The organism is Kineococcus gypseus, from assembly GCF_050871305.1.
GTDB classification, from domain to species: domain Bacteria; phylum Actinomycetota; class Actinomycetes; order Actinomycetales; family Kineococcaceae; genus Kineococcus; species Kineococcus gypseus.
Window position 1 is genome coordinate 1 of sequence record NZ_JBJLRD010000014.1, and the last position, 24,610, is coordinate 24,610.

At 74.9% G+C, this 24,610-nt stretch carries 22 protein-coding genes and 1 pseudogene; 14 read left to right on the plus strand and 9 right to left on the minus strand.

Annotated features, from left to right (window positions below; translation table 11 throughout):
• The first annotated feature begins 84 nt into the window (after positions 1–84).
• The 4 genes and pseudogenes from ACRYMN_RS07230 to ACRYMN_RS07245 all read left to right on the plus strand — a co-directional run.
• A complete protein-coding gene (locus ACRYMN_RS07230; RefSeq protein WP_432493481.1) occupies positions 85–744 on the plus strand; it encodes an enoyl-CoA hydratase/isomerase family protein in 660 nt (219 codons plus the stop codon).
• 344 nt (positions 745–1,088) lie between these two features.
• Complete coding sequence (locus ACRYMN_RS07235) at positions 1,089–1,919, plus strand: helix-turn-helix transcriptional regulator (RefSeq protein WP_432493483.1); 831 nt, start codon at positions 1,089–1,091, stop codon at positions 1,917–1,919.
• A 237-nt stretch (positions 1,920–2,156) separates the two neighbouring features.
• Positions 2,157–2,687: a YybH family protein gene (locus tag ACRYMN_RS07240; protein ID WP_432493485.1), complete on the plus strand. Its 531-nt coding sequence runs from the start codon at positions 2,157–2,159 to the stop codon at positions 2,685–2,687.
• A pseudogene (locus ACRYMN_RS07245) lies at positions 2,606–3,304 on the plus strand (SDR family NAD(P)-dependent oxidoreductase); the annotation flags it as partial. The gene ACRYMN_RS07240 and the pseudogene ACRYMN_RS07245, both read left to right, overlap by 82 nt.
• Before the next feature lie 323 nt (positions 3,305–3,627).
• Here ACRYMN_RS07245 and ACRYMN_RS07250 read toward each other — a convergent pair.
• Complete coding sequence (locus ACRYMN_RS07250; RefSeq protein WP_432493487.1) at positions 3,628–4,386, minus strand: SDR family NAD(P)-dependent oxidoreductase; 759 nt, start codon at positions 4,384–4,386, stop codon at positions 3,628–3,630.
• Between the two features lie 524 nt (positions 4,387–4,910).
• Between ACRYMN_RS07250 and ACRYMN_RS07255 the strand changes: the two genes are divergently transcribed.
• The 4 genes from ACRYMN_RS07255 (at position 4,911) to ACRYMN_RS07270 (ending at position 7,963) form a co-directional block, all read left to right on the plus strand.
• Positions 4,911–5,663 (plus strand): SDR family oxidoreductase, encoded by a 753-nt coding sequence (locus ACRYMN_RS07255; RefSeq protein WP_432493489.1) that lies wholly within the window; start codon positions 4,911–4,913, stop codon positions 5,661–5,663.
• Positions 5,664–5,759: 96 nt separating this feature from the next.
• Positions 5,760–6,767 (plus strand): MBL fold metallo-hydrolase, encoded by a 1,008-nt coding sequence (locus ACRYMN_RS07260; protein ID WP_432493491.1) that lies wholly within the window; start codon positions 5,760–5,762, stop codon positions 6,765–6,767.
• A 293-nt stretch (positions 6,768–7,060) separates the two neighbouring features.
• The gene (locus tag ACRYMN_RS07265) at positions 7,061–7,258 is read left to right on the plus strand and encodes a Rossmann-fold NAD(P)-binding domain-containing protein (RefSeq protein WP_432493493.1); all 198 of its coding nucleotides are present in this window, start codon (positions 7,061–7,063) and stop codon (positions 7,256–7,258) included.
• 15 nt (positions 7,259–7,273) lie between these two features.
• Positions 7,274–7,963: an SDR family NAD(P)-dependent oxidoreductase gene (locus tag ACRYMN_RS07270; RefSeq protein ID WP_432493495.1), complete on the plus strand. Its 690-nt coding sequence runs from the start codon at positions 7,274–7,276 to the stop codon at positions 7,961–7,963.
• Positions 7,964–8,179: 216 nt separating this feature from the next.
• On the opposite strand, the gene ACRYMN_RS07275 is transcribed toward ACRYMN_RS07270, so the two are convergent.
• The 3 genes from ACRYMN_RS07275 to ACRYMN_RS07285 form a co-directional block, all read right to left on the minus strand.
• Positions 8,180–9,673 (minus strand): sensor histidine kinase, encoded by a 1,494-nt coding sequence (locus tag ACRYMN_RS07275; RefSeq protein ID WP_432493497.1) that lies wholly within the window; start codon positions 9,671–9,673, stop codon positions 8,180–8,182.
• Positions 9,670–10,413, minus strand: a complete 744-nt coding sequence (locus tag ACRYMN_RS07280; RefSeq protein WP_432493499.1) for a response regulator transcription factor — start codon at positions 10,411–10,413, stop codon at positions 9,670–9,672. Before ACRYMN_RS07280 ends, ACRYMN_RS07275 begins: the two co-directional genes overlap by 4 nt.
• A 151-nt stretch (positions 10,414–10,564) precedes the next feature.
• Positions 10,565–12,811 carry an MMPL family transporter gene (locus ACRYMN_RS07285; RefSeq protein WP_432493501.1) on the minus strand — a complete coding sequence of 749 codons (2,247 nt, stop codon included), beginning with the start codon at positions 12,809–12,811 and terminating at the stop codon, positions 10,565–10,567.
• Between the two features lie 688 nt (positions 12,812–13,499).
• Between ACRYMN_RS07285 and ACRYMN_RS07290 the strand changes: the two genes are divergently transcribed.
• A complete protein-coding gene (locus ACRYMN_RS07290) occupies positions 13,500–14,330 on the plus strand; it encodes a helix-turn-helix transcriptional regulator (protein ID WP_432493503.1) in 831 nt (276 codons plus the stop codon).
• A 69-nt stretch (positions 14,331–14,399) separates the two neighbouring features.
• On the opposite strand, the gene ACRYMN_RS07295 is transcribed toward ACRYMN_RS07290, so the two are convergent.
• Positions 14,400–15,374, minus strand: coding sequence for an SDR family oxidoreductase (locus ACRYMN_RS07295; RefSeq protein ID WP_432493505.1), 975 nt, complete (start codon positions 15,372–15,374; stop codon positions 14,400–14,402).
• Positions 15,375–15,691: 317 nt separating this feature from the next.
• Between ACRYMN_RS07295 and ACRYMN_RS07300 the strand changes: the two genes are divergently transcribed.
• Positions 15,692–16,537 (plus strand): helix-turn-helix transcriptional regulator, encoded by an 846-nt coding sequence (locus ACRYMN_RS07300; protein WP_432493507.1) that lies wholly within the window; start codon positions 15,692–15,694, stop codon positions 16,535–16,537.
• A gap of 27 nt (positions 16,538–16,564) precedes the next feature.
• On the opposite strand, the gene ACRYMN_RS07305 is transcribed toward ACRYMN_RS07300, so the two are convergent.
• Together ACRYMN_RS07305 and ACRYMN_RS07310 are read right to left on the minus strand one after the other, a co-directional pair.
• Positions 16,565–17,236, minus strand: a complete 672-nt coding sequence (locus ACRYMN_RS07305) for a class I SAM-dependent methyltransferase (protein WP_432493509.1) — start codon at positions 17,234–17,236, stop codon at positions 16,565–16,567.
• An 89-nt stretch (positions 17,237–17,325) separates the two neighbouring features.
• Positions 17,326–17,991, minus strand: coding sequence for a TetR/AcrR family transcriptional regulator (locus tag ACRYMN_RS07310; RefSeq protein WP_432493511.1), 666 nt, complete (start codon positions 17,989–17,991; stop codon positions 17,326–17,328).
• A gap of 119 nt (positions 17,992–18,110) precedes the next feature.
• Between ACRYMN_RS07310 and ACRYMN_RS07315 the strand changes: the two genes are divergently transcribed.
• Positions 18,111–19,010 carry an SDR family NAD(P)-dependent oxidoreductase gene (locus tag ACRYMN_RS07315; protein ID WP_432493513.1) on the plus strand — a complete coding sequence of 300 codons (900 nt, stop codon included), beginning with the start codon at positions 18,111–18,113 and terminating at the stop codon, positions 19,008–19,010.
• A gap of 30 nt (positions 19,011–19,040) precedes the next feature.
• On the opposite strand, the gene ACRYMN_RS07320 is transcribed toward ACRYMN_RS07315, so the two are convergent.
• Positions 19,041–19,934 carry an SDR family oxidoreductase gene (locus ACRYMN_RS07320; protein WP_432493515.1) on the minus strand — a complete coding sequence of 298 codons (894 nt, stop codon included), beginning with the start codon at positions 19,932–19,934 and terminating at the stop codon, positions 19,041–19,043.
• 84 nt (positions 19,935–20,018) lie between these two features.
• Between ACRYMN_RS07320 and ACRYMN_RS07325 the strand changes: the two genes are divergently transcribed.
• The 3 genes from ACRYMN_RS07325 to ACRYMN_RS07335 all read left to right on the plus strand — a co-directional run bounded on the left by ACRYMN_RS07325 (position 20,019) and on the right by ACRYMN_RS07335 (position 22,478).
• Entirely contained in the window at positions 20,019–20,591 is a 573-nt protein-coding gene (locus ACRYMN_RS07325) for a TetR family transcriptional regulator (RefSeq protein ID WP_432493517.1), read from the plus strand.
• A gap of 129 nt (positions 20,592–20,720) precedes the next feature.
• Positions 20,721–21,479: a DUF3159 domain-containing protein gene (locus tag ACRYMN_RS07330; protein WP_432493519.1), complete on the plus strand. Its 759-nt coding sequence runs from the start codon at positions 20,721–20,723 to the stop codon at positions 21,477–21,479.
• Between the two features lie 48 nt (positions 21,480–21,527).
• A complete protein-coding gene (locus ACRYMN_RS07335) occupies positions 21,528–22,478 on the plus strand; it encodes an SDR family oxidoreductase (protein WP_432493521.1) in 951 nt (316 codons plus the stop codon).
• A 100-nt stretch (positions 22,479–22,578) separates the two neighbouring features.
• Here ACRYMN_RS07335 and ACRYMN_RS07340 read toward each other — a convergent pair whose 3' ends face one another.
• A complete protein-coding gene (locus tag ACRYMN_RS07340) occupies positions 22,579–24,444 on the minus strand; it encodes an AMP-dependent synthetase/ligase (protein WP_432493523.1) in 1,866 nt (621 codons plus the stop codon).
• Between the last annotated feature and the right edge of the window lie 166 nt (positions 24,445–24,610).

Below are 24,610 nucleotides of genomic sequence, written 5' to 3' on the forward strand. Positions count from 1 at the left end.
GTGGGGGGGCCCCCCCCCCCCCCCCCCCCCCCCCCCCCCGCCCACGAACGGAGAACGCTCACGAGCACCGAGCCCTTCTCGACGTTGCGCCTCACCACGACCGACGGCGTCGCCGAGATCGTCCTCGACGACCCTCCCGTCAACGTGATCTCCGCGGTCGTGGTGCGCGAGCTCGCCACCGTCCTCGACGGGCTGCGGGTCGACGCCTCCACCCGGGTGATCGTGTTCTCGTCGGCGAACCCGGGGTTCTTCCTGGCCCACGTGGACCTGCGTCTGGCGGAGCAGCTGGAAGTCCTCCGGGAGCTGGCGGCCGACGCTCCGGAGGGCACCAACGTGTTCCAGGCGCTCGGCGAGCGGATCCGGCACCAGCCCCGGGTCACCATCGTCGAGCTCGCCGGCAAGGCCCGCGGCGGCGGAGCCGAGTTCGTCGCTGCGGCCGACCTGGCCTTCGCCGCCCGGGAGAGCGCGGGGATCGATCAGGTCGAGTCGCTGATGGGCATCGTGCCCAGCGGTGGCGGTACCCGGTACCTGCTCGAGCGCGTGGGGCGTCACCGGGCCCTGGAGATCGTGCTGACCGGTGAGCTGCTCGACGCCGAGACCGCGGCGGCGTACGGGTGGATCAACCGGGCCGTCCCCGCCGCCCAGCAGATCATGAGCGCGGCGCTGCGGAACGGCGCTCAGACCCCCGACGGCGAGGCCGACCTCGAACCGCTCCTGCGCGCGCTCGCGCCCGGAGGTCGCTGACCCGGCCGCACCGGCCGCTCCCGCTGTGCCGCACCCCCTCGTCCGCCGCAGCTGCTTCCCTCGCGGGGCACCGCGGTCCTAAAATGTGCCACTCGGCTGGAGGGACCGGCGGAAGGGGACGACGGCGTGGTGACCGGATCGTGCGCTCGGGGCGCAGCTCCTGCGGCACCGGCCGCGCACTCCCGCGCCAGGTGCTCCGCCCCGTCCTCGTCGACCCCGGACCGACCCGGTCGGTGAGCACGGAGCATCTGCCGGTGGTGGCGACGGCGACGTCCTCCCACGCCGCGGGCGGGCGCGTCGTCCTGGCGAGGACCTGGTAGTGGATCGAGTGCGGAGCGCGGGACGTGGTTGACCGGGCAGGTCTGGCCGCCTTCCTCCGTCACCGACGGCAGCTGCTGCAACCGGAGGACGTCGGCCTGCCCCGCGGAGAGCGCCGCAGGACGGCCGGGCTGCGCCGGGAGGAGGCCGCGGTGCTGTGCCACATGTCCAACGACTACTACACGCGCCTGGAGCGCGGGCGCGGCCCGCAACCGTCCGCGCAGATGGTGGCGGCGATCGCGCAGGGGCTGCACCTGGCGGTGGACGAACGCGACTACCTGTACCGCGTCGCCGGGCACAACGCGCCGCCGCGGAGCGCGGTCGGTGAGCACATCAGCCCCGGCATGCTGCGCATCTTCGACCGGATCGGGGAGGACTCCCCCGCCGAGATCGTCACCGAACTGGTGGAGACGCTGCGGCAGAACCGGCTGGGCGTCGCCCTCAACGGTGACTGCGCGGTCCACGAGGGCCCGGCGCGCAGCGCGATCTACCGGTGGTTCACCGAGCCGGCCGACCGGCGGCGGTTCGCGGTCGACGACCACACGTCGTGGTCGCGGATGTTCGCCGCCCACCTGCGAGGACTCGTCGCGCTGCGCGGTCGCGGCTCGCGGGCCGCGTTGCTCGTCGACCTGCTGCAGCAGGAGAGCCCGGAGTTCCGCGAGGCCTGGGCCGTGCACGACGTCCGCGTGCCCCCCAGCGGGTCCACCCGCTTCGGGCACCCGGAACTGGGCCTGCTGGAGCTGGACTACCAGTACACGACCGACCCGGTGCAGGGGCACTCCCTCGTGGTCTTCACCGCCGTCCCCGGCAGCCCGAGCCACGCCAAGCTCCAGCAGCTGTCCGGGGTCGCGCTGTAGACCGGCCACCCCGTAGACCGGCCGCGGGACGACGCCGTCAGCGGCTGCGGGCGAGCTGCGAGGGAGGCCCACCGCCGGCCCGGGAGCTCCGGACCCGGTGGGTCGGGCCCGACCGGGGATCGGCAGACCCTGGTCGTCCCCACCCCGAGCCGCGAGGATCGGCACGAGACGCCCGCAGGACCGCACCACCCGCTCCCACCACGTCGCGGTGAACACCTCCGCCGAACAGGGGAAGACATGAGCACCACGCACCCGGACACCACGCACCCGGACACCACGCACCCGGACACCGCGCACCCGGACACCGCGGCCGAGCTCACGGTCGCTCGCTCGCAGCGCGACTGGATCCTGCGCTGGGACAAGCGCCCCGACCAGCAGCTGGGCGCGTTCGAGGACGTCTTCGCGGAGCACTACGACTTCGACGCACCGGTCATCCTGTTCGACGACTTCGACCCGCAGCGGCGGGTGTTCCGCACGGTCCGGGACTACGCCGAGGCGTTCTGGCCGGGCTTCCAGCGGATGCGCTCGGCCGAGCACGGGATCGAGGTCGAACCCGAGGTGCTCGTGTCCGGGGACCTCGCGGCCACGCGCATGGTCTTCACCGCCGTCCTGGAGCTCGCCGACGGGACGGTCGTGGCGAACCGGTGCACGAACTCCCAGGTGTGGCGGCGCACCGGTGGGCTCGGCTGGCGCATCGCCCGCGACTACACGAGCGTGGCGGCGGTGGAGATCGAGGCGGCGCGGCGGCTGGTCGCAGCCGGACGTTGAAGGGCCGACGGCTGCGGGCACCCGGGGCGGGCGCCACCGCGGTGCAGGGCGACATCACCCGCCCCGAGGACCTCGATCGCCTCTACGCCGCCGTCGCGGCCCGTGGTCGGGGACTGGACGTGCTCTTCGCCGACGCGGGCACCGCGTCGTTCGCGACCATCGAGACGATGACCGGTGACGGCATCGACCAGGTCTTCGACGTCAACGTCAAGGGCACCGTCCTGACGGTGCAGAAGGCCCTCCCGCTGCTCAACGAGGGCGCCTCGGTCATCGTCAACGCGTCGACGGCGGCCGACCACGGCACCGCGGGCTTCGGCGCCTACGCCGCCTCCAAGGCGGCCCTGCGCACGTTCACGCGCACCTGGGCCGACGAGCTGAAGGGCCGCGGCATCCGCGTGAACGCCGTCTCCCCCGGACCGACCGACACCTCCGGCATCACCGAACTCGTCGGGCCGGCGGACGCCCCCGCCTTCAAGGCCAGCGAGGGCGCCCGCATCGCCCTGGGCCGGATCGGACGCCCCGACGAGGTCGCCGCCGCGGTGGCGTTCCTGGCCTCCGACGACAGCAGCTTCATGCTCGGCGCCAACCTGTACGTCGACGGCGGGGAGAACCAGATCCGACCGCCGCCGCACCCGTCGGGCGGGCAGGGCGCCGGTGGCCGGGTCCTGCCACAGCAGCGGCACGTAGCGGAAGGACCGGCCCTCGGGGCTGTCGGGTCCCGGGCCGTCGAGCACGGTGCTCGGGCGGTTCCGCGCCCGGCGCGGTGAGCCGGACCGCCCCGGAGCCCGCCGAACCCGCGCCGGCGCCGACGACGGCCGCCTGCAGCACCGCGCGGCGCGACGGGTGCGGCAGGCGCCGGCGGTGCGGGGCGCGTTCTCCTGCGGCCCGTCCCGGTCACTCGGTGCCGGTGGTGGTCACGGGACCCCGCCCGGGGTCGCGGTCACAGTCGCGCGCCGCCGGAGAGCTCGATGCGCTGGGCGGTCATCCACCGGTTGGCGTCGGACACGAGGGAGGCGATCGCGTCACCGATGTCGTCCGGTTCGCCGGCACGCCCGAGCGCGACCTGCGATGCGATGGCGGTCTTGAACTCCTCGGTCTTCATGAACCCACCACCGAAGTCCGTCGCGGTGGGACCGGGGGCGACCGCGTTGACGCGGATCCCGCGCGTGCCCAGCTCCTCGGCCTGGTACCTGGTCAGCACCTCGACGGCTCCCTTCACCGCCGCGTAGGCGGCGTTGCCTTCAGCCACGAAGCGGGTCAGGCCGGTGGAGAGGTTGACGATGCTGCCACCGTCCGCGATCAGCGGCAGCAGCGCCTGCGTCAGGAAGAAGACACCCTTGAAGTGGACGTCGACCATGTCGTCGAACTGCTGCTCGGTGGTCTCGGCGAAGGGCGCGGCGTGGGCGAAACCCGCGTTGTTGACCAGGATGTCGAAGTCCTGGCGGCCCCACAGCCGGCTCAGCGCATCACGCAGCACGACGCGGAAGTCGGCGAAGCCGGCGACGAGGGTGGTGTCGAGCTCGAGGCTGAGCGCCTCGCGCCCCTTGGCCCGCACCTGCGCGACGACCTGCTCGGCCTCCTCCTTGCCGCTGCGGTACGTCAGGACCACGTCGACACCGGTCTCGGCCAGGGCGATGGCGTCGGCGCGGCCCAGGCCGCGGTTGCCGCCGGTGATGAGGGCGATCTTCTGCTGAGGCATCGTGGTTGTCCTCCTGCGTGTGGTGATCCGGTAGTGGTGGTCATCCAGCGGTGGTCGCAGGTCCGCCGGGCAGCACCCCTGCCGCGGGCCGAGGCGCCGCTGGCAGCGATCTGGCCGGTCGGCTCGCTGCTGGTGGACCCTTCTCCACCGTGGTCTCGCACGACCACGGTGGCGCCCCGGCGCCGGGTCAACCAGGGCCTGCGAGTCCCCGTCTCGGCGGAGTGGCCGTTGCAGGACCACGCGTCCACAGCCGTCCTCGTCGGGGCGGGTGCGGACGACGCTCGCCACCTCCCCGGGCTGCGGAACCACCGGAGCGGTCCGGCCCCGAGGTGGTGGTCGACGGCGGAGCACAGCACCCACCACACGTCTGGAACTGCCACCCAGCGCCCGCCGCGACGGAGACGGTCCCGCACTCCCGGAGCGCGGCGACTCCGTTCCTCGATCCTCTGACTCACGGGTCCTGGTTGATCCTGCGCGGGCGGTCCACCGTGGTTCCACGACGAGACGCGAGAGAGGAACCCACCATGACCGACCTGACCGGAAAGGTCGCTGTCGTCACAGGATCGGCGCGCGGCATCGGCAGAGCCATCGCACAGCGCTTCGCATCCCTCGGCGCTGTCGTCGTCGTCAACTACTCCGGCGACGAGGACAGCGCCGGACGGACGGTGGCCGAGATCCAGCAGGCCGGGGGCCGTGCCCTCGCCGTGCGCGCCGACGTCTCGTCCCCGCAGGAGCTGGACACGCTGTTCACCGAAGCCGTCGCGGCGTTCGGTCGCGTCGACATCGTCGTCTCGAACGCCGGACTCGAGATCGTCGGGGACCCGGTCCTGGAAGCCACCGAGGACGACTTCGACCGCTCGTACGCGGTCAACGCCAAGGGCGCCTTCTTCACCTTGCAGAAGGGGGCGAAGGTCCTCTCCGAGGGCGGTCGCCTCATCCACATCGGCTCCACCACCGTCGCCGGGGCTCACCCGGGCTCGGGGCTGTACTCGTCCAGCAAGGCTGGCGCCGTCCAGCTCGTGCGCGTGTTGGCCGTCGAACTGGGACCGCGCGGCATCACCGCCAACAGCATCCTGCCCACGGCCGTCGCCGGCGCCGGGGTGTTCACCGACCTGGACGAGGGGGACGAGTTCTACCGGATGAACTCCGCGCGCCCGCTGGGCGGGCGACCGGCGACCCCCGCTGACGTCGCCGACGCGGCCGAGTACTTCGCCGGCGAGCTGTCCGGCTGGGTCAGCGGCCAGACGCTGCTGGTGGCGGGCGGGCTGGACCACTGAGTCGCCGGCGGGCGAGGCACGCCCGCCGGTCGAGGAGGTGTTGCACGAGAGATGGCGAACCACCACTGGACCACGAGACGCAGGAGGACGACCACCATGTCCGAGCAGAAGATCGACCTGATCACCGGCCGCGACCGCGGCCCGGGCCGGCCCGACGCCACGTCCTCCGCCGACGAGAGGCAGAGCCTCACCCTCGGGCAGGTCGAACTGTCACGCGTCGTCGAGTGGACCGGTGGCTACGCCACGACCGACGAGCTGTTCCCGTCCCTGCCGAGCGAGTTGTGGCGTCAGCACTCGTCGTGGCTCGCTCCGGAGTTCTTCGACGCCGAGTCGTCCGCGTGGCAGGCCAACGTCCAGACCTGGGTCCTCAAGAGCGCAGGCCGCACGGTTCTCGTCGACACCGGGCTGGGCAACGACAAGCAGCGGGAGGTAGCCGTCTTCCACCGACGGACGAGCGACTTCCTCGACCGGCTGGCCGCCGCGGGGGTGGACCCGCAGGACGTCGACCTCGTCATCAACACCCACCTGCACAACGACCACGTCGGGTGGAACACCCGACTGGTCGACGGCGAGTGGGTTCCCACCTTCCCCGACGCGCAGTACCTCATCAACCGCACCGAGTTCGACTACTGGAACCCCGCCAACGGCCACGTCCCCCGGTCGCCCTTCCAGAACGCCACCGACACCGGCGTGACGTTCGACGACAGCGTCTTCCCCGTCCACCGGGCCGGTCAGGCGGTGCTGTGGGAAGGCTCCAGCCATCGCATCGACGACAACCTCGTGCTGGAGCTGGCACCGGGTCACACGCCCGGTTCGGCCGTCCTGCACCTGGAGTCGGGCGACGAGCGAGCCGTCTTCGTCGGAGACATCATCCACACCCCGCTGCAGGTGATCCACCCGGACCACGACACGTGCCTGAGTGAAGACCCGGCCCGAGCCAGCCGGTCCCGGCGTCGCATCCTGCAGGAGGCGGCCGACACCAACAGCCTGGTCGTACCGGCTCACCTGCGAGGCCCGGGCGCGTTCGAGGTCTCGCACGCCGACGGGGGGTTCACGCTGAGCGGGTGGGCCCCGTTCCCGAGCACGTGGGTCCCCGAGGGGTGATCGACCCGTGGACGTGCTCAGCGACCCCGTCGGCAGCACCCGCGCAGGGCGGCTCCCGCTCCTGCCGGGGAGGGCTGAGCCCTCGTGCATGACGACGGTCCAGGCGTTCGACGGGGGTGGCTCCCGCGTGGTCACCGCAGGACGTCCCCGGCTGGACCCAGCCGAACGCTCCGGTGCCGTCGTGACGTCCGGGTCTGCACCGAGCCGGAGCGGCACCGGGGTAGGCACCGGCCGGCGCGGTGGTGACCGGCCCGGCTCGTACCCCCGGAACCCCCGAGCCTCGAGGAGCCAACGTGTCCACCATCCTGATCACTGGCACCGGCACGGGTCGGCTCGCCGCACGCACCCTGGCCGCCGGCGGTCACCAGGTCTACGCCTCCATGCGTGACCCGGACGGCCGCAACGGCCACGAGGCGGCGGACGTGCGCGGCTTCGGGCGGGAGAACGGCTACCGCCTCGAGGTCGTCGAGCTCGACGTGCTCAGCGAGTAGTCCGCACGTGACGCCGTGGCGCAGGTGGTCGAGGCATCAGGTCGTCTCGACGTCGTCGTGCACAACGCGGCCCACCTGCTCCACGGCACCACTGGAGCCTTCACGCCCGAGCAGGTCCTGTCCGCCTTGGACACCAACACCGTCGGGGCTCTCCGCGTCAACCGTGCCGCGCTGCCGATCGTGCGCGAGCAGGGCTCGGGTCTCCCGCTGCGGGTGGGGAGCGGGACCAGCGTCGTGGTCCCGCCGTTCCTGGCGCCCTGCACGGCCGCCAGGGCCGCCACGGACTCCTTCGCCGAGTCGATCTCCGTCGAGGTCGCCCGCTTCGGGATCGAGACCTCGATCGTGGTGCCCGGCCCGTCCACGCGAGGCACCGCCCACTTCCCCGACGCCACCCCCGCTCGCGACCAGCGCGTCACGGCGCAGTACGAGGACCTCTACGGGCGGTCCACCGCCCGCAACGCGCAGGCGACCGAGTCGCTCTCCGCCCCCGGGGTCGTCCAGGACGTCCAGGCAGTGGCCGGCGAGATCGCTCGGATCGTCGACCTCCCGCACCGCCGCCGGCCCCACCGCACCTCGGTGGACTCCTCCGACCTCGGTGACGCCCCGGTCGCCGCGGTGGCCGAGGTCCAGTGCACGCGCCTCCTCCACCGGATGGGGCTCGCGGACGTCCTCTCACCCGCCGCCACCGGGAGAGCTGACACGTGACAGCCGGCTCCACGGTGACGTGCAGGTTCTCCGGATCGCCCGGTCCTGGATGCCCCCGGACGGGCACTGCACCCCGGTCGACAGGCAGCGGCCCGGTGCGCCGGCACCCCTCGGGTGGGGCACCGGCCGCCGGAGGTCACACCCCACCACCCGTCCCGGAGCGGGAGCTGGTCGACCTGCGGAGGCTCGCGCCGGGACCTCCTCGAGCGGAGCGGTTCAGGCGCTCGCCGGCGCAGCGGTGGTGCTCGGCAGCGGCAGCTCGATGTCGACGCGGGTGCCGGTGCCGCAGCCCGTGGTGGTGGAGTGGACGGCGACGGTGCCGCCGTGGGCGTGGACGATGGCCTCGACGATGGCCAGGCCCAGGCCCGAGCCGCCGTAGGCGCGGCTGCGGCTGGCCTCGGCGCGCCAGAAGCGCTCGAAGACGCGTGGCAGGTGCTCGGGGTCGATGCCCGGGCCGTCGTCGTGGACACCGACGCGGGCGTGCGGTCCGAGGGCTCGCACGCTCACGCGCACCGAGGTGCCGGCAGGGGTGTGCTGGACGGCGTTGCCCACGAGGTTGCGCAGCACCTGCTGCAGGCGCGGCGCATCACCGGTGACGTGGACGGCCTCGGGCGCGTGCAAGGTGATCGAGCGGTCGGGGTCGATGACCCGGGCGTCCTCGACGACGCCGGCGGCCAGCTCGGCGAGGTCGACGTCCCGTTGCTCCAGCGGGCGCCCGGCGTCGAGCCTGGCCAGCAGACCCAGTTCCTCGACGATCAGGCGCATGCGTCCGACCTCGACGTCGATGTGCGCTATGGCCGCATCGACCGCTCCTCCGGACAGCGCCCCCTGGTGGTGCAGGTCGAGCCAGCCGGAGATGGTGGCCAGCGGGGTGCGCAGCTCGTGGGAGGCGTCGGCGGCGAAGGTGCGGGCGCGGGCCTCCGCGCGGGCCTGGGCGTCGAAGGCCTGGTTGACCGCGCGGGCCAGGGCGTCGATCTCGGTGCGCCGGCCTTGCAGGGGCAGGCGTTCGGCCAGCGAGCCGGCGGCGATGGCGTTGGCGGCGCCGGCCATCCGGCGCAACGGCCGCAGACCCACCCGCAGCACGGCCACCGCCACAGCGCACAGCACGGCCAGCACCGCTGCGACCAGCAGGGCCTGGCGCAGGACCAGCTCGTCGACCGTGTCGTCGTCCAGGCGGGTGTCGGTGACCAGGACCAGCGCGGAGGCTCTCACGGGTGCGGCGCCGGCACGCGCACCGAGGTCGTCGGTGACGCGCAGTCCGGGGCTGGGGATGCGCACGGCGATCAGGTCCTCGGTGTTCGCACCGTCGTCACCGCTCGCACCGTCGTCACCGCTGACCAGGTGGCCGGCCGGCGCCGAGGACGTCATCCGCACCAGCGCCCAGGACGCGTCCTCCGCGGAACCGGCGCTCTCGATCACGGTGTCCCCGGCGCCGACGACCACGATGCCCATCGGTGGTCCCAGCAAGGCGGCGAGCTGGTCGGCATCGGCTGTCTGCGGGCCGGTGGCGAGCACGGAGCGCACGCGTTCGGCGGTGTCGTGCAAGGTGTTCTCGTAGCGGCGCTCGAGGAAGTCGTCCAGCAGCAGCGCGCTGGTCAGGGTGCTGGCCCCCATGCCCACCACCAGCAGCGCCGTCAGGCCCACCAGCAGGCGCCCCCGGATGCTGGAGGTCGACCACGGCATCGCCGGGACCTCGTCGGCCGTGCTCACCGCGCGGGCTCGGAGCGCAGGCTGTACCCGATGCCCCGCACGGTGTGGATCAGCGGCGGGTGGTCGTGATCGACCTTGCGCCGCAGGTTGGAGACGAACCGCTCCACGACGACCGATCCCCCACCGAAGTCGTACTCCCAGACGGCCTGCAGGATCTGGGACTTGGACAGCACCTGCCCCTGGTGCGTCAGCAGGAACCGCAGCAGGCGGAACTCCGTGGGCGAGAGCTCGACGTCCCGGCCGGCGCGGCGCACCTCGTGGCGGGCGTCGTCCAGTTCCAGGTCCGCGCACCGCAGCAGACCGGCGGGGGCGGAGGCGCTGTCGCGCGAGCGACGCAGCAGGGCGTGCAGTCGGGCGCCGACCTCCACGACGCTGAACGGCTTGGTGACGTAGTCGTCCCCACCCAGCTGCAGGCCCCGCACCCGGTCCTCCACGGCCTCGCGGGCGGTCAGGAACAGCACCGGGGTGCGCACCGAGCGGGAGCGCAGCAGTTGCAGCAGGTCGAAGCCGTCACTGCCGGGGAGCATGACGTCCAGCACGATCACGTCCGGCGGTTGCTCCTCCAGCTCCTGCAGGGCCTGGACCACGTCAGCGGCGACGGCGACCTCGAAGCCGGCGAAACCCAGCGCGGACGTCAGCAGCGCCCGGATGCCCGGGTCGTCGTCGACGACCAGGACCCGCTCACGCACCACCTCGCCACCCGCACCTCGCGCGGCGTGCTCGGCGCCGCTCCCGTCCACGAGCCTGGGATCTTCCTGCGAGCCCATCGAACTCCTCCGTCCTCCGAGGTGCTGCGGGGTGTTGCGGACGCGGTCGCGCTGAGGCCGCGGCGCCGGTCCGCTGGACGGCGCAGCCGGGTCGGGCAGGGCCCGACCCGGCGTGCGCCCCCGCTCAGGAGGGCGTGCGCTCACGGCCCGCACCCGCTCGCTCGCCGGGCTGGGAGGGGACGTCGCCCGCAGCGGTGTCCACACCGCCGTTCGCGGCCCGGGTGCGGGCGAGTTCAGCGCCTTCGACGTCCACGGTGGGCACGACGCGCTCCAGCCAGCGCGGCAGGGACCACGCCCGCTCACCCAGCAGGGCCAGGACCGCGGGCACCAGCGTCATCCGCACGGCGAAGGCGTCGATGAGGACGCCGACGCCCAGGCCGAAGGCGATGGGCACGATGTCGGGGTCGCGCGAGGGCAGGAAGCCGGCGAAGACCGCGATCATGATCAGGGCGGCGGCGGTCACGACCCGGGCGGCGTGGCGGGTGCCGGTGACGATCGAGGCCTTCGCGTCACGGGTCCTGGCGTGCTCCTCGCGGATGGAGGAGACGAGGAAGACCTCGTAGTCCATCGCCAGCCCGAACAGCACCGCCATGACGATGATCGGCACGAAGCTGCCCACCGGGCCGGTGCTGGGGACTCCCAGCAGCTGCGCCAGCCACCCGAACTGGAACACCGCGACGATGGCGCCCGAGGTGGCGCCCAGGGACAGCAGGAACCCGACGGTGGCCTTCAGCGGCACCGCGACGGAGCGGAAGGCCACCAGCAGCAGCAGCAGGGACAGACCCACCACCACCAGGGCGAAGGGCAGCAGAGCGGAGCTGAGCTTGCCGGCCACGTCGATGCCGACGGCGGTCTGGCCGGTGACGGCGACCTCGGCGCTGCCGGAACGGGCGGCGGGTGCCACCGCGGCGTCCAGGCGGGTGACCAGCTCGGCGGTGGCGGCGTCACGCGGACCGGTGGTGGGGACTACCTGGATGCGGGCAGCCAGACCGTCCTCAGCGACGTCGATGCCGCTGGTGGCGGCGACACCGCGCACGCCGACCAGGGACGAGGCCGCCTGCTCGGCAGCGCGGGAGACCGCGGCGGGGTCCGCTGCGGTGACCAGGACGAGCAGGGGCCCGTTGGCGCCGGCGCCGAAGGCGTCGGAGATCATGTCGTGCGCCCGGCGCTCGGACGTGCCGACCGCCTCCGAGCCGGCGTCGGTCACCGCGGTCTCCATCTGCAGGGCGGGCGCCGCCGCCACCAGCAGCCCGGTCACGACAACGACCACCGCCAGGACCGGACGGCGCACGACGGCGCTGATCCAGCGGGTGCCCAGGGGTGTGCGCGCCGGAGCGGTGAGTCGGCGGGCGGTGCGCGAGCCGGGCCTGGGCACCAGGCGCCGACCGGCCAGGCCCATCAGCGCCGGCAGCAGGCCCAGGGCTGTGGTCACCGCCACGGCGACCGAGCCGGCCGCGGCCAGGCCCATCGAGGTCAGGATCGGCACACCGGCCACGGACAGCCCGCACAGGGCGATGACCACGGTCGCGCCGGCGAAGACGACGGCGCTGCCGGCGGTGGCGGTGGCCGTGGCGATGGACCGGCGCACCTCCATGCCCTCAGCCAGCTGGGTGCGGTGGCGCGAGAGGATGAACAAGGCGTAGTCGATGCCGACCGCCAGGCCGATCATCGCCGCCAAGGTGAGGGCGTTGTCGGAGATGTCGAACACCGAGGACAGCCCGATGAGCGCGGTCGAGCTGACCACGACGCCCACGACGGCGATCACCAGCGGCATGCCGGCCACGAGCAGGGAGCCGAAGGTGACGGCCAGCACGGCCAGGGCGGTGAGCACACCGATCAGCTCGCTGGGCCCGGCCAGCGAGGCGCTGGTGGAGAAGGCGTCCCCGGTGACGACGACCTCCGCGCCGGCGTCCTCACCGAGCGAGGCGGCGCGCTCCAGCGCGCTCAGGGTCGCCGCCGGGACGACGGCGTCCTCGGGGGTGGAGAAGGTGACTCGCGCGACGGCGGTGCGCCCGTCCTCGGACAGCGTGCCGCTGGTGGACGGATCGCTGACGCCGCTGACCCCCGGCACGGCGCCCGCCGCGTCCAGCACGGAGGTCAGCGCGGCCCGCAGGTCCGGCTCGCCCAGGGTGCGCCCGGCCGGGGCCTGGACCACGATCTGCGCGGACTGGCCGGAGGAGGGGAAGTGCTCGTCCATCGCGGTCAGGGCCGCCTGCGCCGGCGAGCCGGGGATGGAGGAGCTGGACGCGAAGGTGCCGGCACCCAGGACCCCCGCCACCACCACCCCCACCACGAGCAGGGACCACACGATCAGGAGAGTGCCGGGACGCCGGGCGCCCAGGCTGCCCAGCCGGTACAAGAACTTCGCCATGGTGACCACGGAGCCTTCCGCAGGAGGAGGTGCGACCCGTCGATCGTGGAGGACGAGCTTGACGGCACAGCTCCCGCGACCTTGACGGTTCCTTGACGGCTCACGCCCACCCGTCGGCGGTGCGCGTGGTTCGCGGGAGGAGCTGCCGGGTTCGATCGGAGCAGCACGTGGAGCCGCTCACGGACGCGCGAGGTCGCACGGGGGCGCGCCGGCCCGGGGAGCCCCGCGCACGGGCCGGGGCGCGGGCCGTCAACCGCTTCGAGCGGTGGCACGGATCGCCTCTCGTGACGACGGGCACGACGGGCACGACGGGCACGACGGGCACCACTGCGCCGGAGCGGTGCCGACCCGGCTGCTGCTCCGGCTCGGTGAGGTCTCGCCGGACGTGGCTTAGCATGCTCCGGTCACCGCACCGACCGGCGGATGGAGGCGACGGCGTGGCGATCCAAGCGCGCGGGACGGGCGGACCTGTCGCGACACCGGCCGCGCACCCCCTCGCGAGGCGCTCCCCACCCACCCCCGCCGGTTCCGGACCCGGGACCGGCGCGGTCGGTGCGCGCAGGCCTTCTCCCGCAGGTGGCGGCGACGTGCCCGCACGCCACCGCCGGTCCACGTGCCGCGGTGAGGGGTCGACGGCGCCGCCGCCGTCGCGGGCACCGGGCGGTGCACCGAGGACGGAGCGCGGGCGGTGATCGACCGGGCAGGTCTGGCCGCCTTCCTGCGCCAGCGCCGGCAGCTGCTGCAACCGGAGGATGTCGGCCTCCCCCGGGGGTTGCGCCGCAGGACGAGCGGACTGCGGCGGGAGGAGGCCGCGCTGCTGTGCCACATGTCCACCGACTACTTCACGCGCCTGGAGCGCGGGCGCGGCCCGCAACCGTCCGCGCAGATGGTGGCCGGGATCGCGCAGGGGCTGCACCTGTCGATCGACGAACGCGACTACCTGTACCGCGTCGCCGGGCACAACGCGCCGCCGAGGGGCGCCGTCGGTGAGCACGCAAGCCCCGGCATGCTGCGCATCTTCGACCGGATCGGGGAGGACTCCCCCGCCGAGATCACCACCGAGCTGTCGGAGACGCTGCGGCAGAACCGGCTGGGCGTCGCCCTCACCGGCGACTGCACCGTTCACGACGGCCCGGCGCGCAGCGCGATCTACCGGTGGTTCACCGAGCCGCCCGACCGGCGGCGGTTCGCGGTCGAGGACCACCCGTTGTGGTCGCGGATGTTCGCCGCGCAACTGCGCGGGATCGTCGCGCTGCGCGGTCGCGGCTCGCGGGCGGCGTTCCTCGTCGACCTGCTGCAGCAGGAGAGCCCGGAGTTCCGCGCCACCTGGGCCGCGCACGAGGTGTGCGTCCCGCCCGGCGGGTCGATCCGCTTCAGGCACCCGGGACTGGGCCTGCTGGAGCTGGACTGCCAGTACACGACCGACCCGGTGCAGGGGCACTCCCTCGTGGTCTTCACCGCCGTCCCCGGCAGCCCGAGCCACGCCAAGCTGCAGCAGCTGTCCGGGGTCGAACCGTAGGCCGACGTCCGTCCGCCGGCCCTCCTCGCTGCGCCACCGCCCCCGTGCTGGAGCTGCTCACCCGCCCGCTCAGCCTTCGGTCCCTGAGCGCAGCACCGGGGACCCGGCCGCGGGGAAGGAGGTGCCGGTGAGGTCCTCGGAGAGGCTCCAGACGCGCCCGGCGTCCTCCGTGCTGCGCAGCGGCCGGTACAGCCGCTGCTCCGCCGGACCGCCGCTGACGTGACCCGGGCCGTCGGGCCCGTACAGGCGGCCACCGAGGGCGCTGGGCGAGGTCGCTGCGAGCAGGGCGGGCAGCAGCGCGGTCTCGACGGTGCCGGCCAGGCCCACCCTGGACATCAGGCCGATCAGCCGCCTCCCCCCGGTCTCCCGCTCGCGCCCGACCTCGGGACGCGCGGCGAGCAGGTTCGTGGGGGCGATCCCGGGGTGCGAGAGGTTGCTGGTGATGCCCCAACCGCCGGCGCGGGAACGCCGGTCGAGCTCCAGGCCGAAGAGCCCGAACGCGATCTTCGACTGGCTGTAGGCGCGCTGGCCGTCGTAGGAGCGCCGCCAGTTCGGGTCGTCCCAGTTGATGCGCCCGGAGCGGGCGGCGACGCTGATCTGGGAGGTCACCCGGGCGCGCCCGAGGCGCAGCAGCGGCAGCAGGTGAGCCACCAGGGCGAAGTGGCCCAGGTGGTTGGTGCCGAACTGCAGCTCGAAACCGTCGGCGGTGGAGCCCCGCTGCGGCGGCGTCATCACGCCCGCGTTGCCGACGAGCACGTGGATCGGGCGGCCCTCCTCGCGCAGCGTCGCCCCGAGGGCTTCGACCGACGCCAGCGAGGAGAGGTCCAGCTCGCGCAGGGAGACCTCCGCGCGCGGGACGCGCTGCAGGATCGCGGCGACGGCGGCCCCGCCCTTGCGCGGGTTGCGCACGGGCAGGACCAGTTCGGCGCCGGCGGCGGCGAGCCGGGTGGCCAGGGCCAGGCCGACGCCGTCGCTGGCCCCGGTGACGACGGTGCGCCTGCCGGTCAGGTCGGGGACGGCGGTCTGGGGACGGGTGCGCGGCACGGTGGCCTCCTGGGTGTCGGTCCTGCGGGGGCCGGGCGCCTGGACCGGGTGGTCGGGGCCGCTCGGGGATCTCCGCACCGGCGGACGAGCCGGCGCGTGCCACCGAGGGTGCTCCCGCCGCGCGGGGACGTCCACGGCCCGGCGATCCCCGGCTGGGCGGCGTCCCCGGGCGAGGAGCGCGGCCTCCCACCAGGGGGGGATCGCCGGGCCGTGGTTGAGCGGGACCGCCGGTGCCAGGATCGGCACGGCGGTCGGGCGAGCGGGTTCGACGCGCTGCGGGATCGGCGCTGCGGGAGCGGCGGAGCGGGAGGGGCGCAGTGGCGGCGATCGATCGAGCGGGGCTCGCGGACTTCCTGCGCCGGCGGCGCGAGGCGCTGCAGCCGGAGGACGTGGGGCTGCCGCGCGGGCAGCGCCGGCGCACCGCGGGGCTGCGCCGCGAGGAGGTCGCGGCCCTGTGCCACATGTCCACCGACTACTACACCCGCCTGGAGCGCGAGCGCGGCCCGCACCCCTCCGAGCAGATGGTCGCCTCCATCGCGCAGGGGCTGCACCTGGGCCTGGACGAGCGCGACCACCTCTTCCGCCTGGCCGGGCACCACCCGCCGGCGCGCGGGGAGCTCAGCGAGCACGTCAGCCCCGGCATGCTGCGCGTGCTGGACCGCCTGGACGACACCCCCGCCGAGATCGTCACCGAGCTGGGCGAGACGCTGCGCCAGTCCCCGATGGGCGTCGCGCTCACCGGCGACGCCACCCTGCGCACCGGCCCGGCGCGCAGCCTGGGGTACCGGTGGTTCACCGACCCGGCGACGAGGGAGATGTACGACCCGCGGGACCACGCGTTCCTCTCGCGCCTGTACGCCTCGGGCCTGCGCGAGGTCGTCACCCGGCGCGGGCCGGGTTCGCGCGCGGCGCGCCTGGCCGAGCTGGTCCTGGCGCGCAGCGAGGAGCTGCGGCGCCTGTGGGAGGTGCACGAGGTGGGCCTGCGCCCGCACGAGGTCAAGCGGTTCGTGCACCCGCAGGTCGGCGCGCTGGACCTGCACTGCCAGACGCTGCTGGACCCGGAGCAGTCGCACCGGCTGCTGGTCTACACCGCGGTGCCGGGCACCGAGAGCCACGAGAAGCTGCAGCTGCTCTCCGTCCTGGGGGCGCAGGCGCTGGCGTGAGGGCCCGCGGCGGGCGTCACCGGTGCGTCAGCGGTGCGGCGCGTCCTTGCGGAGTTCCCACAACCCGTACCGCACGACGTAGGAGTACTCCTCGTGCCGCCAGGCGGGCACGAACCGGTACGAGGTCGGGGAGAGCCCCGCGGCCGTGACCGCGGCCAGCTGCGCGGTGGCGTCGTAGGAGTTCATGTCCACGCCCGGCAGCCCGTCCTGGGAGAACGCGCGGCGCGAACGGCCGCGCACGCCGGAGGAGCGGTCCTCGACGACCCCGACGAGCAGCCACGCGCCCGGCGCGCACGCGTCGGCGAGGTTGCGCAGCGTGGCGTCGAGGTCGCGGCAGAACTCCAGGCACCCCACGGCCACGACGACGTCGAAGCGCTCCCACGCGCGCGGCAGCGCCTCGTGGAAGTCGTGCAGCTCGTAGCGGCCGCCGGGCCGGCCAGCGCGGGCGGCCGCGAGCATGCGCGGGGAGAGGTCGATGCCCGTCACCGCCACGTCCGGCGCCAGGTCGCGGGTCAGCTGACCCGGCCCGCACCCGACGTCGAGCACCCGGCACTGCGGTGTCACGGTGCGCAGCAGGAAGTCCGCCACCAGGGGGCCGTAGTGCTCCAGGGTGCGCCACCCCGGCACGTAGTGGTCCGCGAAGTCGTCGTAGTACCGCTGCAGGGCCCCGCTCTCGCCGGGCCTCGGATCGCCGTGCACGCCTCGCTCCCTGCTCCTGCGGCGGGTCGCCCGCGGTCGCGGGGGCGGGATCGAGGGTAGCGGTGCGCCCCGCGCGCGGGCGGGCGGCGTCAGCCGCGCGGGACGGCCCCCAGGAGCAGGGTCCGCAGCGCCAGCTGCAGGGAGTCGTCGAGGTCGAGGTGCAGGACGGCGAGCGCCGGTTCGGCCTCGTAGGCGGCGCGCACGCCCGGCGGTGGGGAGCTGTAGGGGGCCAGGGCGCCGGCCAGGACCATCGCGTGGAAGCAGAACCCCTCGGCCGAGGCACCCAGCTCGGGCACGTACCGGCGCAGGAGGTCGGCCCCGGCGGCGAGCCGGTCCAGGGCCGCGCGCTTGTGGCGCGCGACGACCTCGGCGGTGACGTTGCGCTCCAGGACGCCGCCCTGCGCACCCAGCAGGTCGCACAGCACCGGGTGGCCGGCCAGGGACCGGGCCAGCACCGCGGAGAGCTGAGCGGAGCGCGGCACCAGCGGCAGCCCGGGCTCGACCCCCGCGGCGAGGTCGTCGCCCAGCTGCTCGAGCCACTCCCGCAGCTCCGCGTCCATCAGCTGCAGGAGCACGTCCTCGCGCGAGTCGAAGTAGCGCAGCACGTTCGACTTGGCCAGGCCGACGCGGCGGCTGAGCTCGTTGAGGCTGAGGTCGGCCACCGGCATCTGCTCGAGCATGGCGGCCGCGGTGTCGAGGACCGCCCGGCGCCGGGCCTCGCGCTGCTCCTGGCTGCGGGCGCGCTGGAACGTCACGGCGCAGACCCTAGCACTGTGCAGACCGCCGGTCTCTTGACAGCAGACCGGTGGTCTCCTAGCGTTCCGATCACAAAAGACCACCGGTCTCTAGGGATCGGGGAAGCGAGGAGGACGGCATGAGCACGAACTGGACGGCCCGCGACGTCCCGGACCAGCGCGGCCGGGTGGCCGTGGTGACCGGCGCGAACACCGGCCTGGGCATCGAGACCGCGCGGGTCCTCGCCGAGCGCGGCGCCACGGTGGTGCTGGCGGTGCGCGACGTCGCCAAGGGCGAGCGGGCGGCGCGGGACACCGGCGGCGACGTCAGCGTCCAGCAGCTGGACCTGAGCTCGCTGGAGTCGGTCCGCACGGCCGCGGCCGAGCTGCGCCAGGCGCACCCGCGCATCGACCTGCTCGTCAACAACGCCGGGGTGATGTACACCCCGAAGCAGGTCACCCGCGACGGTTTCGAGCTGCAGTTCGGCACGAACCACCTCGGCCACTTCGCCCTCACCGGGCTGCTGCTGGAGTCGATGCTGCCGGCGGAGGGCTCCCGCGTGGTGACGGTCAGCAGCGTCGGGCACCGCATCCGCGCGGGGATCCGCTTCGACGACCTGAACTGGGAGCGCTCGTACTCGCGCGTCGGCGCGTACGGGCAGTCCAAGCTCGCCAACCTGCTGTTCACCTACGAGCTGCAGCGCCGGCTCGCCCGCCGCGGCACGACGGCGGCGGTGGCCGCCCACCCCGGGGTGTCGAACACCGAGCTGGTGCGCAACTCCCCGGCTGCGCTGCGGGCGGTCTCGGACTGGCTGTCCCCGCTGCTGAGCCAGCCGGCGGCGATGGGCGCCCTGCCGACGCTGCGGGCCGCGACCGACCCGGCCGTGCTGGGCGGGCAGTACTACGGTCCCGACGGGCGCGGCGAGACCCGCGGGCACCCGCGGCTCGTCACCTCCAGCGCGCAGTCGTACGACCTCGCGCTCCAGCAGCGGCTGTGGGCCGTCTCCGAGGACCTCACGGGCGTGCGGTTCCCCGTCTGAGCGCGGCCGCGGTCGCCCCCGGCGCGGGGTTCAGCGGTCGTAGTGCCCGGCCGCCACGTCCTCCAGCAGCGTCGGCCCGACCGGCCGCCAGCCGAGCAGCTCGCGCGTCAGCGCGCTGGAGGCGGGGACGTCTGCGGACAGGAACGCCCCCACGAAGGGCAGGTCCCGCGCGAGCTGCTCGGGCGCCACGGAGCTCACCGGCAGGTGCAGGCGCTGCGCGAGCGCGGCCGCGATCTCGCGCACGGGCACGCCCTCCTCGGCCGCGGCGTGCACGACCGAACCGGCCGGGGCGCCCTCCAGCGCCAGGCGCACCAGCACGGCGGCGTCGGAGCGGTGCACCGCCGGCCAGCGGTTCGCCCCCTCGCCGGGGACCGGCACGGCCCCGGTGCGGCGGGAGTGCTCGGCGAGCAGGGCGACGAAGCCGTGGTCGCCCTCGCCGTGCACGGTGGGCGCGAACCGGGCGCTGACCACGCGCACGCCCCGCTCGGCGTGGGCCAGCGCCAGGTTCTCCGCGCCCCCGCGCGGTGCGTCCGGCCCGTGGGCGTCGCTGCGGTCGTGCTCGGTGGAGGCTCGCCCCAGACCCGGCAGGGCCAGGCCCGCGGCCAGCACGAAGGGGCGCCCGGACCCCTCCAGCACCTCCAGGAACGCCTGGACGGCGGTGCGCTCGGCGCGGTTCGACTCCGCCGGGTTCGTCCAGTCGTGCTTGTTGGCCAGGTGGACGACGCCGTCGGCCGCCTCGGCGCCGCGGCGCAGGGACGGCAGGTCGTCGAGGTCGCCGCGCAGGGCGCGGGCGCCGTCCGCCTCGACGGCGGAGGCCGAGGCGTCGGTGCGGGCCAGGCCCACCACCTCGTGGCCGGCGGAGAGCAGCTCGCGGACGACGGCCGTGCCGATGAAGCCGGACGCCCCGGTGACGAAGACGCGCACGGTGGTACCCCCTTCTGATGTCAGTGGCTGTCATCAACGACGGTAGCAGCGATGTCAGCCGCTGTCATCAGTTACGATCGCCGCATGGGACGCTGGCAGCCGGGCGCACCGGATCGCCTGCGCCGGGCGGCGCTGGACCTGTTCGGCGAGCAGGGGTTCGACGCCACGAGCGTCGCGCAGATCACCGAGCGGGCCGGGGTGACCGAGCGCACCTTCTTCCGGCACTACGCCGACAAGCGCGAGGTGCTCTTCACCGGCGACGAGTTCCAGGAGCCGTTCCTGCGCGCCGCCGCCGCCGCACCCGCCGGCACCCCGGTGCTCGACGTGGTCGCCGCCGTGCTGGAGGCGGCCTGCGCGGCGTTCGAGGCCGGGCGCACCCGGCACGACGCCCGCGCCCGCCAGCGCATCATCGACGCGCACGCCGGCCTGCGCGAGCGCGAACTGCTCAAGCTCACCCACCTCGCCGACGCCCTGACCGCCGCCCTGGGCGAGCGCGGCACCGCCGCGCTGCCCGCGCGGCTGGCCGCCGACCTCGCCGTCTCGGTGTTCGTCACGGCCTTCGGGGCGTGGATCGCCGAGGGCGAGGAGCGCGACCTCGTGCACCTGCAGCGCGAGGCGCTCGCCGAGGTGCGCGCCCTCGTCACCGGCACGCGCTGAACCGGCGCCCGCCGGAGCGGCGCGGGTCGCCGGTCGAGGGGGTTCGCGCCCAGGGGCGGATCCGCGGGCCCTGGTTGAGCCCGGCACCGCGGTCGAGGCTGGTGGCACGCCCCGATCGAGGAGGAACCCGTGAGCCACGCACCGACCGCCGCCCTCCACGACCCCCGGCAGGCCCGTCCCGGCCGGACGGACCCCGGCGTCAGCGCGAGGGTGCGCCGGGTGCTGGACCTGCCCGAGCCGGTGGAGCGCTCGGCCGGTCGCGCCGTGGCGCACCGCGCGCTCGAGCGCCTGGGCGGACCGGTCGGCCTGCTCGTGGCCGCGGCCCCCACCGTCGCCTTCGTGGCCGCCGACGCCGCCGCCGGGCTGGGCGCGGCCCTCGTCGCCCTGGCCCTGGCCGCGGTGCTCGGGTGCGCGGTGCGCCTGGCCCGCCGCGAGCCGCCGGGGGCCGCGGTCGCCGGGGTGCTGGTCGCGGCGCTCTGCGCGGGCGTCGCGGTCCTCGCCGGCGAGGCGCGCGCCTTCTTCCTGCCCACCACGCTCCTGCCGGTGGCCTTCATCGTCGCCTACGCGGTCTCGCTGCTCGCGCGGCGGCCGCTGATGGGCGTCGTGGTCAACCCGCTCGTCGGCGGTCCGCGCGCCTGGCGCGAGCACCGCGACCTGCGCCGCGCGTACACCGCCAGCACGCTGATCGTCCTGGCCCTGGCGAGCGCGAACCTGCTCGTGCGGGTGGTGTCCTACCTCGAGGGCCAGCTCGCGGTACTCGCCGGCCTGCAGGTCGGCGTGCCCGTCCTGTTCGCCACCCACTTCGCCCTCACCGTGGTCGTCGCCCGCCGGGTGGTCCGCAGGTCCACCACCGGCTCACCCACCACCCCGCTCCCCGCCCACGCCTGAAACCGCCGAAACCCCGAAACCCCGAAACCCACGAGCACAGGAGCAGTCATGCCTCGCACCCACCACCTGACCCTGCCCGACCTGTCCGGCCGGCGCGCCCTCGTCACCGGCGGCAGCGACGGGATCGGCTTCGGCATCGCCCGGCGGCTCGCCGCCGCCGGCGCCGAGGTGGTCCTGCCCGTGCGCAACCGCGCCAAGGGCGAAGCCGCCGTCGCCCGCATCCGCGACGAGCACCCGGGCGCCCGGTTCTCCCTGCACGACCTGGACCTGTCCTCGCTGCGCTCGGTGGCCGCCCTGGGCGAGCGGCTGCGCGCCGAGGGCCGTCCGGTCCACCTGCTGGTCAACAACGCCGGCGTCATGCACCCGCCGCAGCGGCAGGTCACCGTCGACGGCATCGAGCTGCAGTTCGGCACCAACCACCTCGGGCACGTCGCGCTGGTCGCGCACCTGCTGCCGCTGCTCATCGCCGGCCGGGCGCGCGTGACCTCGCAGACCAGCGTGGCCGCCAGGAGCGGGCAGGTGAACTGGAGCGACCTGAACTGGGAGTCCTCCTACGACGGCATGCGCGCCTACAGCCAGTCGAAGATCGCCTTCGGCCTCTTCGGCCTGGAGCTGGACCGGCGCAGCCGCGCCGCCGGCTGGGGCATCACCAGCAACCTCTCGCACCCCGGGGTCGCCCCCACCAGCCTGCTCGCGGCGCGCCCGGAGATGGGCAGGGAGCGCAACACCCCGCAGATCGCCGTGATCCGCCGCCTGTCCCGCGCGGGGATCCTGGTGGGCACCGTCGACAGCGCGCAGCTGCCGGCGCTGATGGCCGCGACCTCGCCGCAGGCGCGCGGCGGCGCGCTGTACGGACCGGGTGGCCCGGGCCACCTCGGCGGGGGCCCGGTCGAGCACGGCCTCTTCCGGCCCCTGCGCGACGCGGCGGAGGCCGAGCGCGTCTGGCGGGTCTCGGAGGAGCTGGCCGGGGTCTCCTTCGCCGAGCACGCGGCGGCGTGAGGGCCGGCGCGCCCGCACCCTCCCCCGCCCCGCGGGCGCCGCACCCGCCCACCGCCCGGGCCACCGGAGCGGTGGGCGGGTGCGGCGCCGCTGCGGGGCCTCAGCGGTAGAGGGCCTCCAGGTCGGCGGCGAAGACGCGCAGCACCTCGCTGCGGCGCACCTTCAGGCTCGGCGTCAGGCAGCCGTTCTCGAGGCTGAGGTCCTGGCCCAGCACGCGGAAGCGGCGGATGGACTCGGCGCGGCTGACGGAGGTGTTGGCCGAGTCCACGGCGCGCTGCAGCTCCGCCTGCACCGCCGCGTCGCCCGCCGCGGTGGCCAGGTCCAGGCCGGGGCGCCCGTGCAGCTGTCCCCACGCGGCCAGCGCCTGCTCGTCGAGGGTGAGCAGGCACGCCACGTAGGGGCGCTCGTCGCCGACGACGACGGCCTGCGAGATCAGCGGGTGGGTGCGCAGGCGGTCCTCCAGCGGCGCCGGGGCGACGTTCTTGCCGGCGGCGGTGACGACGATCTCCTTGGCGCGCCCGGTGATGCTGAGGTTCCCGACCTCGTCCAGGCTGCCCAGGTCGCCGGTGCGGAACCAGCCGTCGCGGAAGGCCGCCGCGGTCTCCTCGGGGCGGTTCAGGTACTCGCGGAAGACGCCGATGCCGCGCACGAGGACCTCCCCGTCCTCGGCCAGGCCCACCTCCGTGCCCGGCAGCGGCAGACCCACCGTGCCGATGCGCAGGTCGCCCGGGCGCGTCACGCACGCCGGCGCGGCCGTCTCGGTCAGGCCCCACCCCTCGAACACGGTCAGGCCGACGCCGCGGAAGAAGTGCCCCAGGTGCTCGCCCAGCGACGCGCCGCCGGAGACCGCGCGGGTCAGCCGCCCCCCCAGGGTGGCGCGCAGCTTGCCGTACACGAGGCGGTCGAACACCGCGTGCTGCGCGCGCAGGCGCGCTCCCGGGCCACCGGCGTCCAGCGCGCGCGAGTACGCCACGGCGGTCGCCTCGGCCCGCGCGAACAGCGCCGCGCGCACCCTGCCACCGCTGGCGGCCTTGTGACCGGCGGCGGCGTGCACCTTCTGGAACACCCGCGGGACGGCGAGCACGAACGAGGGGCGGAACGACTGCAGGTCGGCCACCAGCTCGCGGCTGTCGGGGGCGAAGGCCAGGGGGATGCGCACCGAGAGGCACAGCACCTCCACGAACCGCGCCAGCACGTGCGCCAGCGGGATGAACAGCAGGGTGCTGGCGCCGGGCTCGTCGAGCATGTCGGGCATGACGGCGTGCGCGTTGGCGGCCAGGTCCACGAAGTTGCCGTGGGTGAGCACGCAGCCCTTGGGGCGGCCGGTGGAGCCGGAGGTGTAGACGATCGTGGCGGTGGTGCCCGGCCCGGAACCGGCGCGCGCGGCGCGCAGCGCGTCCTCGCCCACCCCCCGCCCGGCCGCGACCAGCTCGTCGAGGCCGCCGTCGTCGATCACCCAGGAGTGGCGCAGCGCGGGCACCTGCGCGCGCACGTCCTCCAGGACCGCCGCGTGCGCGGCGGTCTCCACCACGCACACCACGGCACCGGAGTCGGACAGCACCCAGGCCACCTGCTCGGGCGAGGAGGTGTCGTACACCGGCACGCTGACGGCGCCGGCGAACCAGCAGGCGGCGTCGACGACCGTCCACTCGTAGCGGGTGCGCGAGACCAGCCCCACGCGGTCGCCCGGGCGCACCCCGGCCGCGACCAGGCCGGCGGCCACCTCCCGCGCCCGCGCGGCGAACTCCGCCACGCCCGCGGTGCGCCAGGCGCCGGTGGCGTCGCGGCGGCTGAAGCACACGGCGCCGGGGTCCTCGCGCTCCCAGTCCAGCACCAGGTCGGCCAGGGTCCCGGTGGTGACGGGCGGCACGGCCGGCGGGACCGTCACCACGCGCGAGGGCCGCCACGCGGCGGTCGCGGGCGTCTCGCGGCCGGGCGACGGCCTCGTCACGTCAGCAGACGTCATCGGCTGCTCCTCGGTCCGCGCCGCCGGCCGTCCGCCGGCGGCGGTGCGCAGTGGGACCTCGATCATCCGCTGGCGCGCGGGGCCGGTCAAGGCGGCGCGCCCCCCGGACGGGGGACCGGGCGCGCCCGCGCGCCGGGCCGCGGCCGGGCCCCCGTCCCGGGGACGG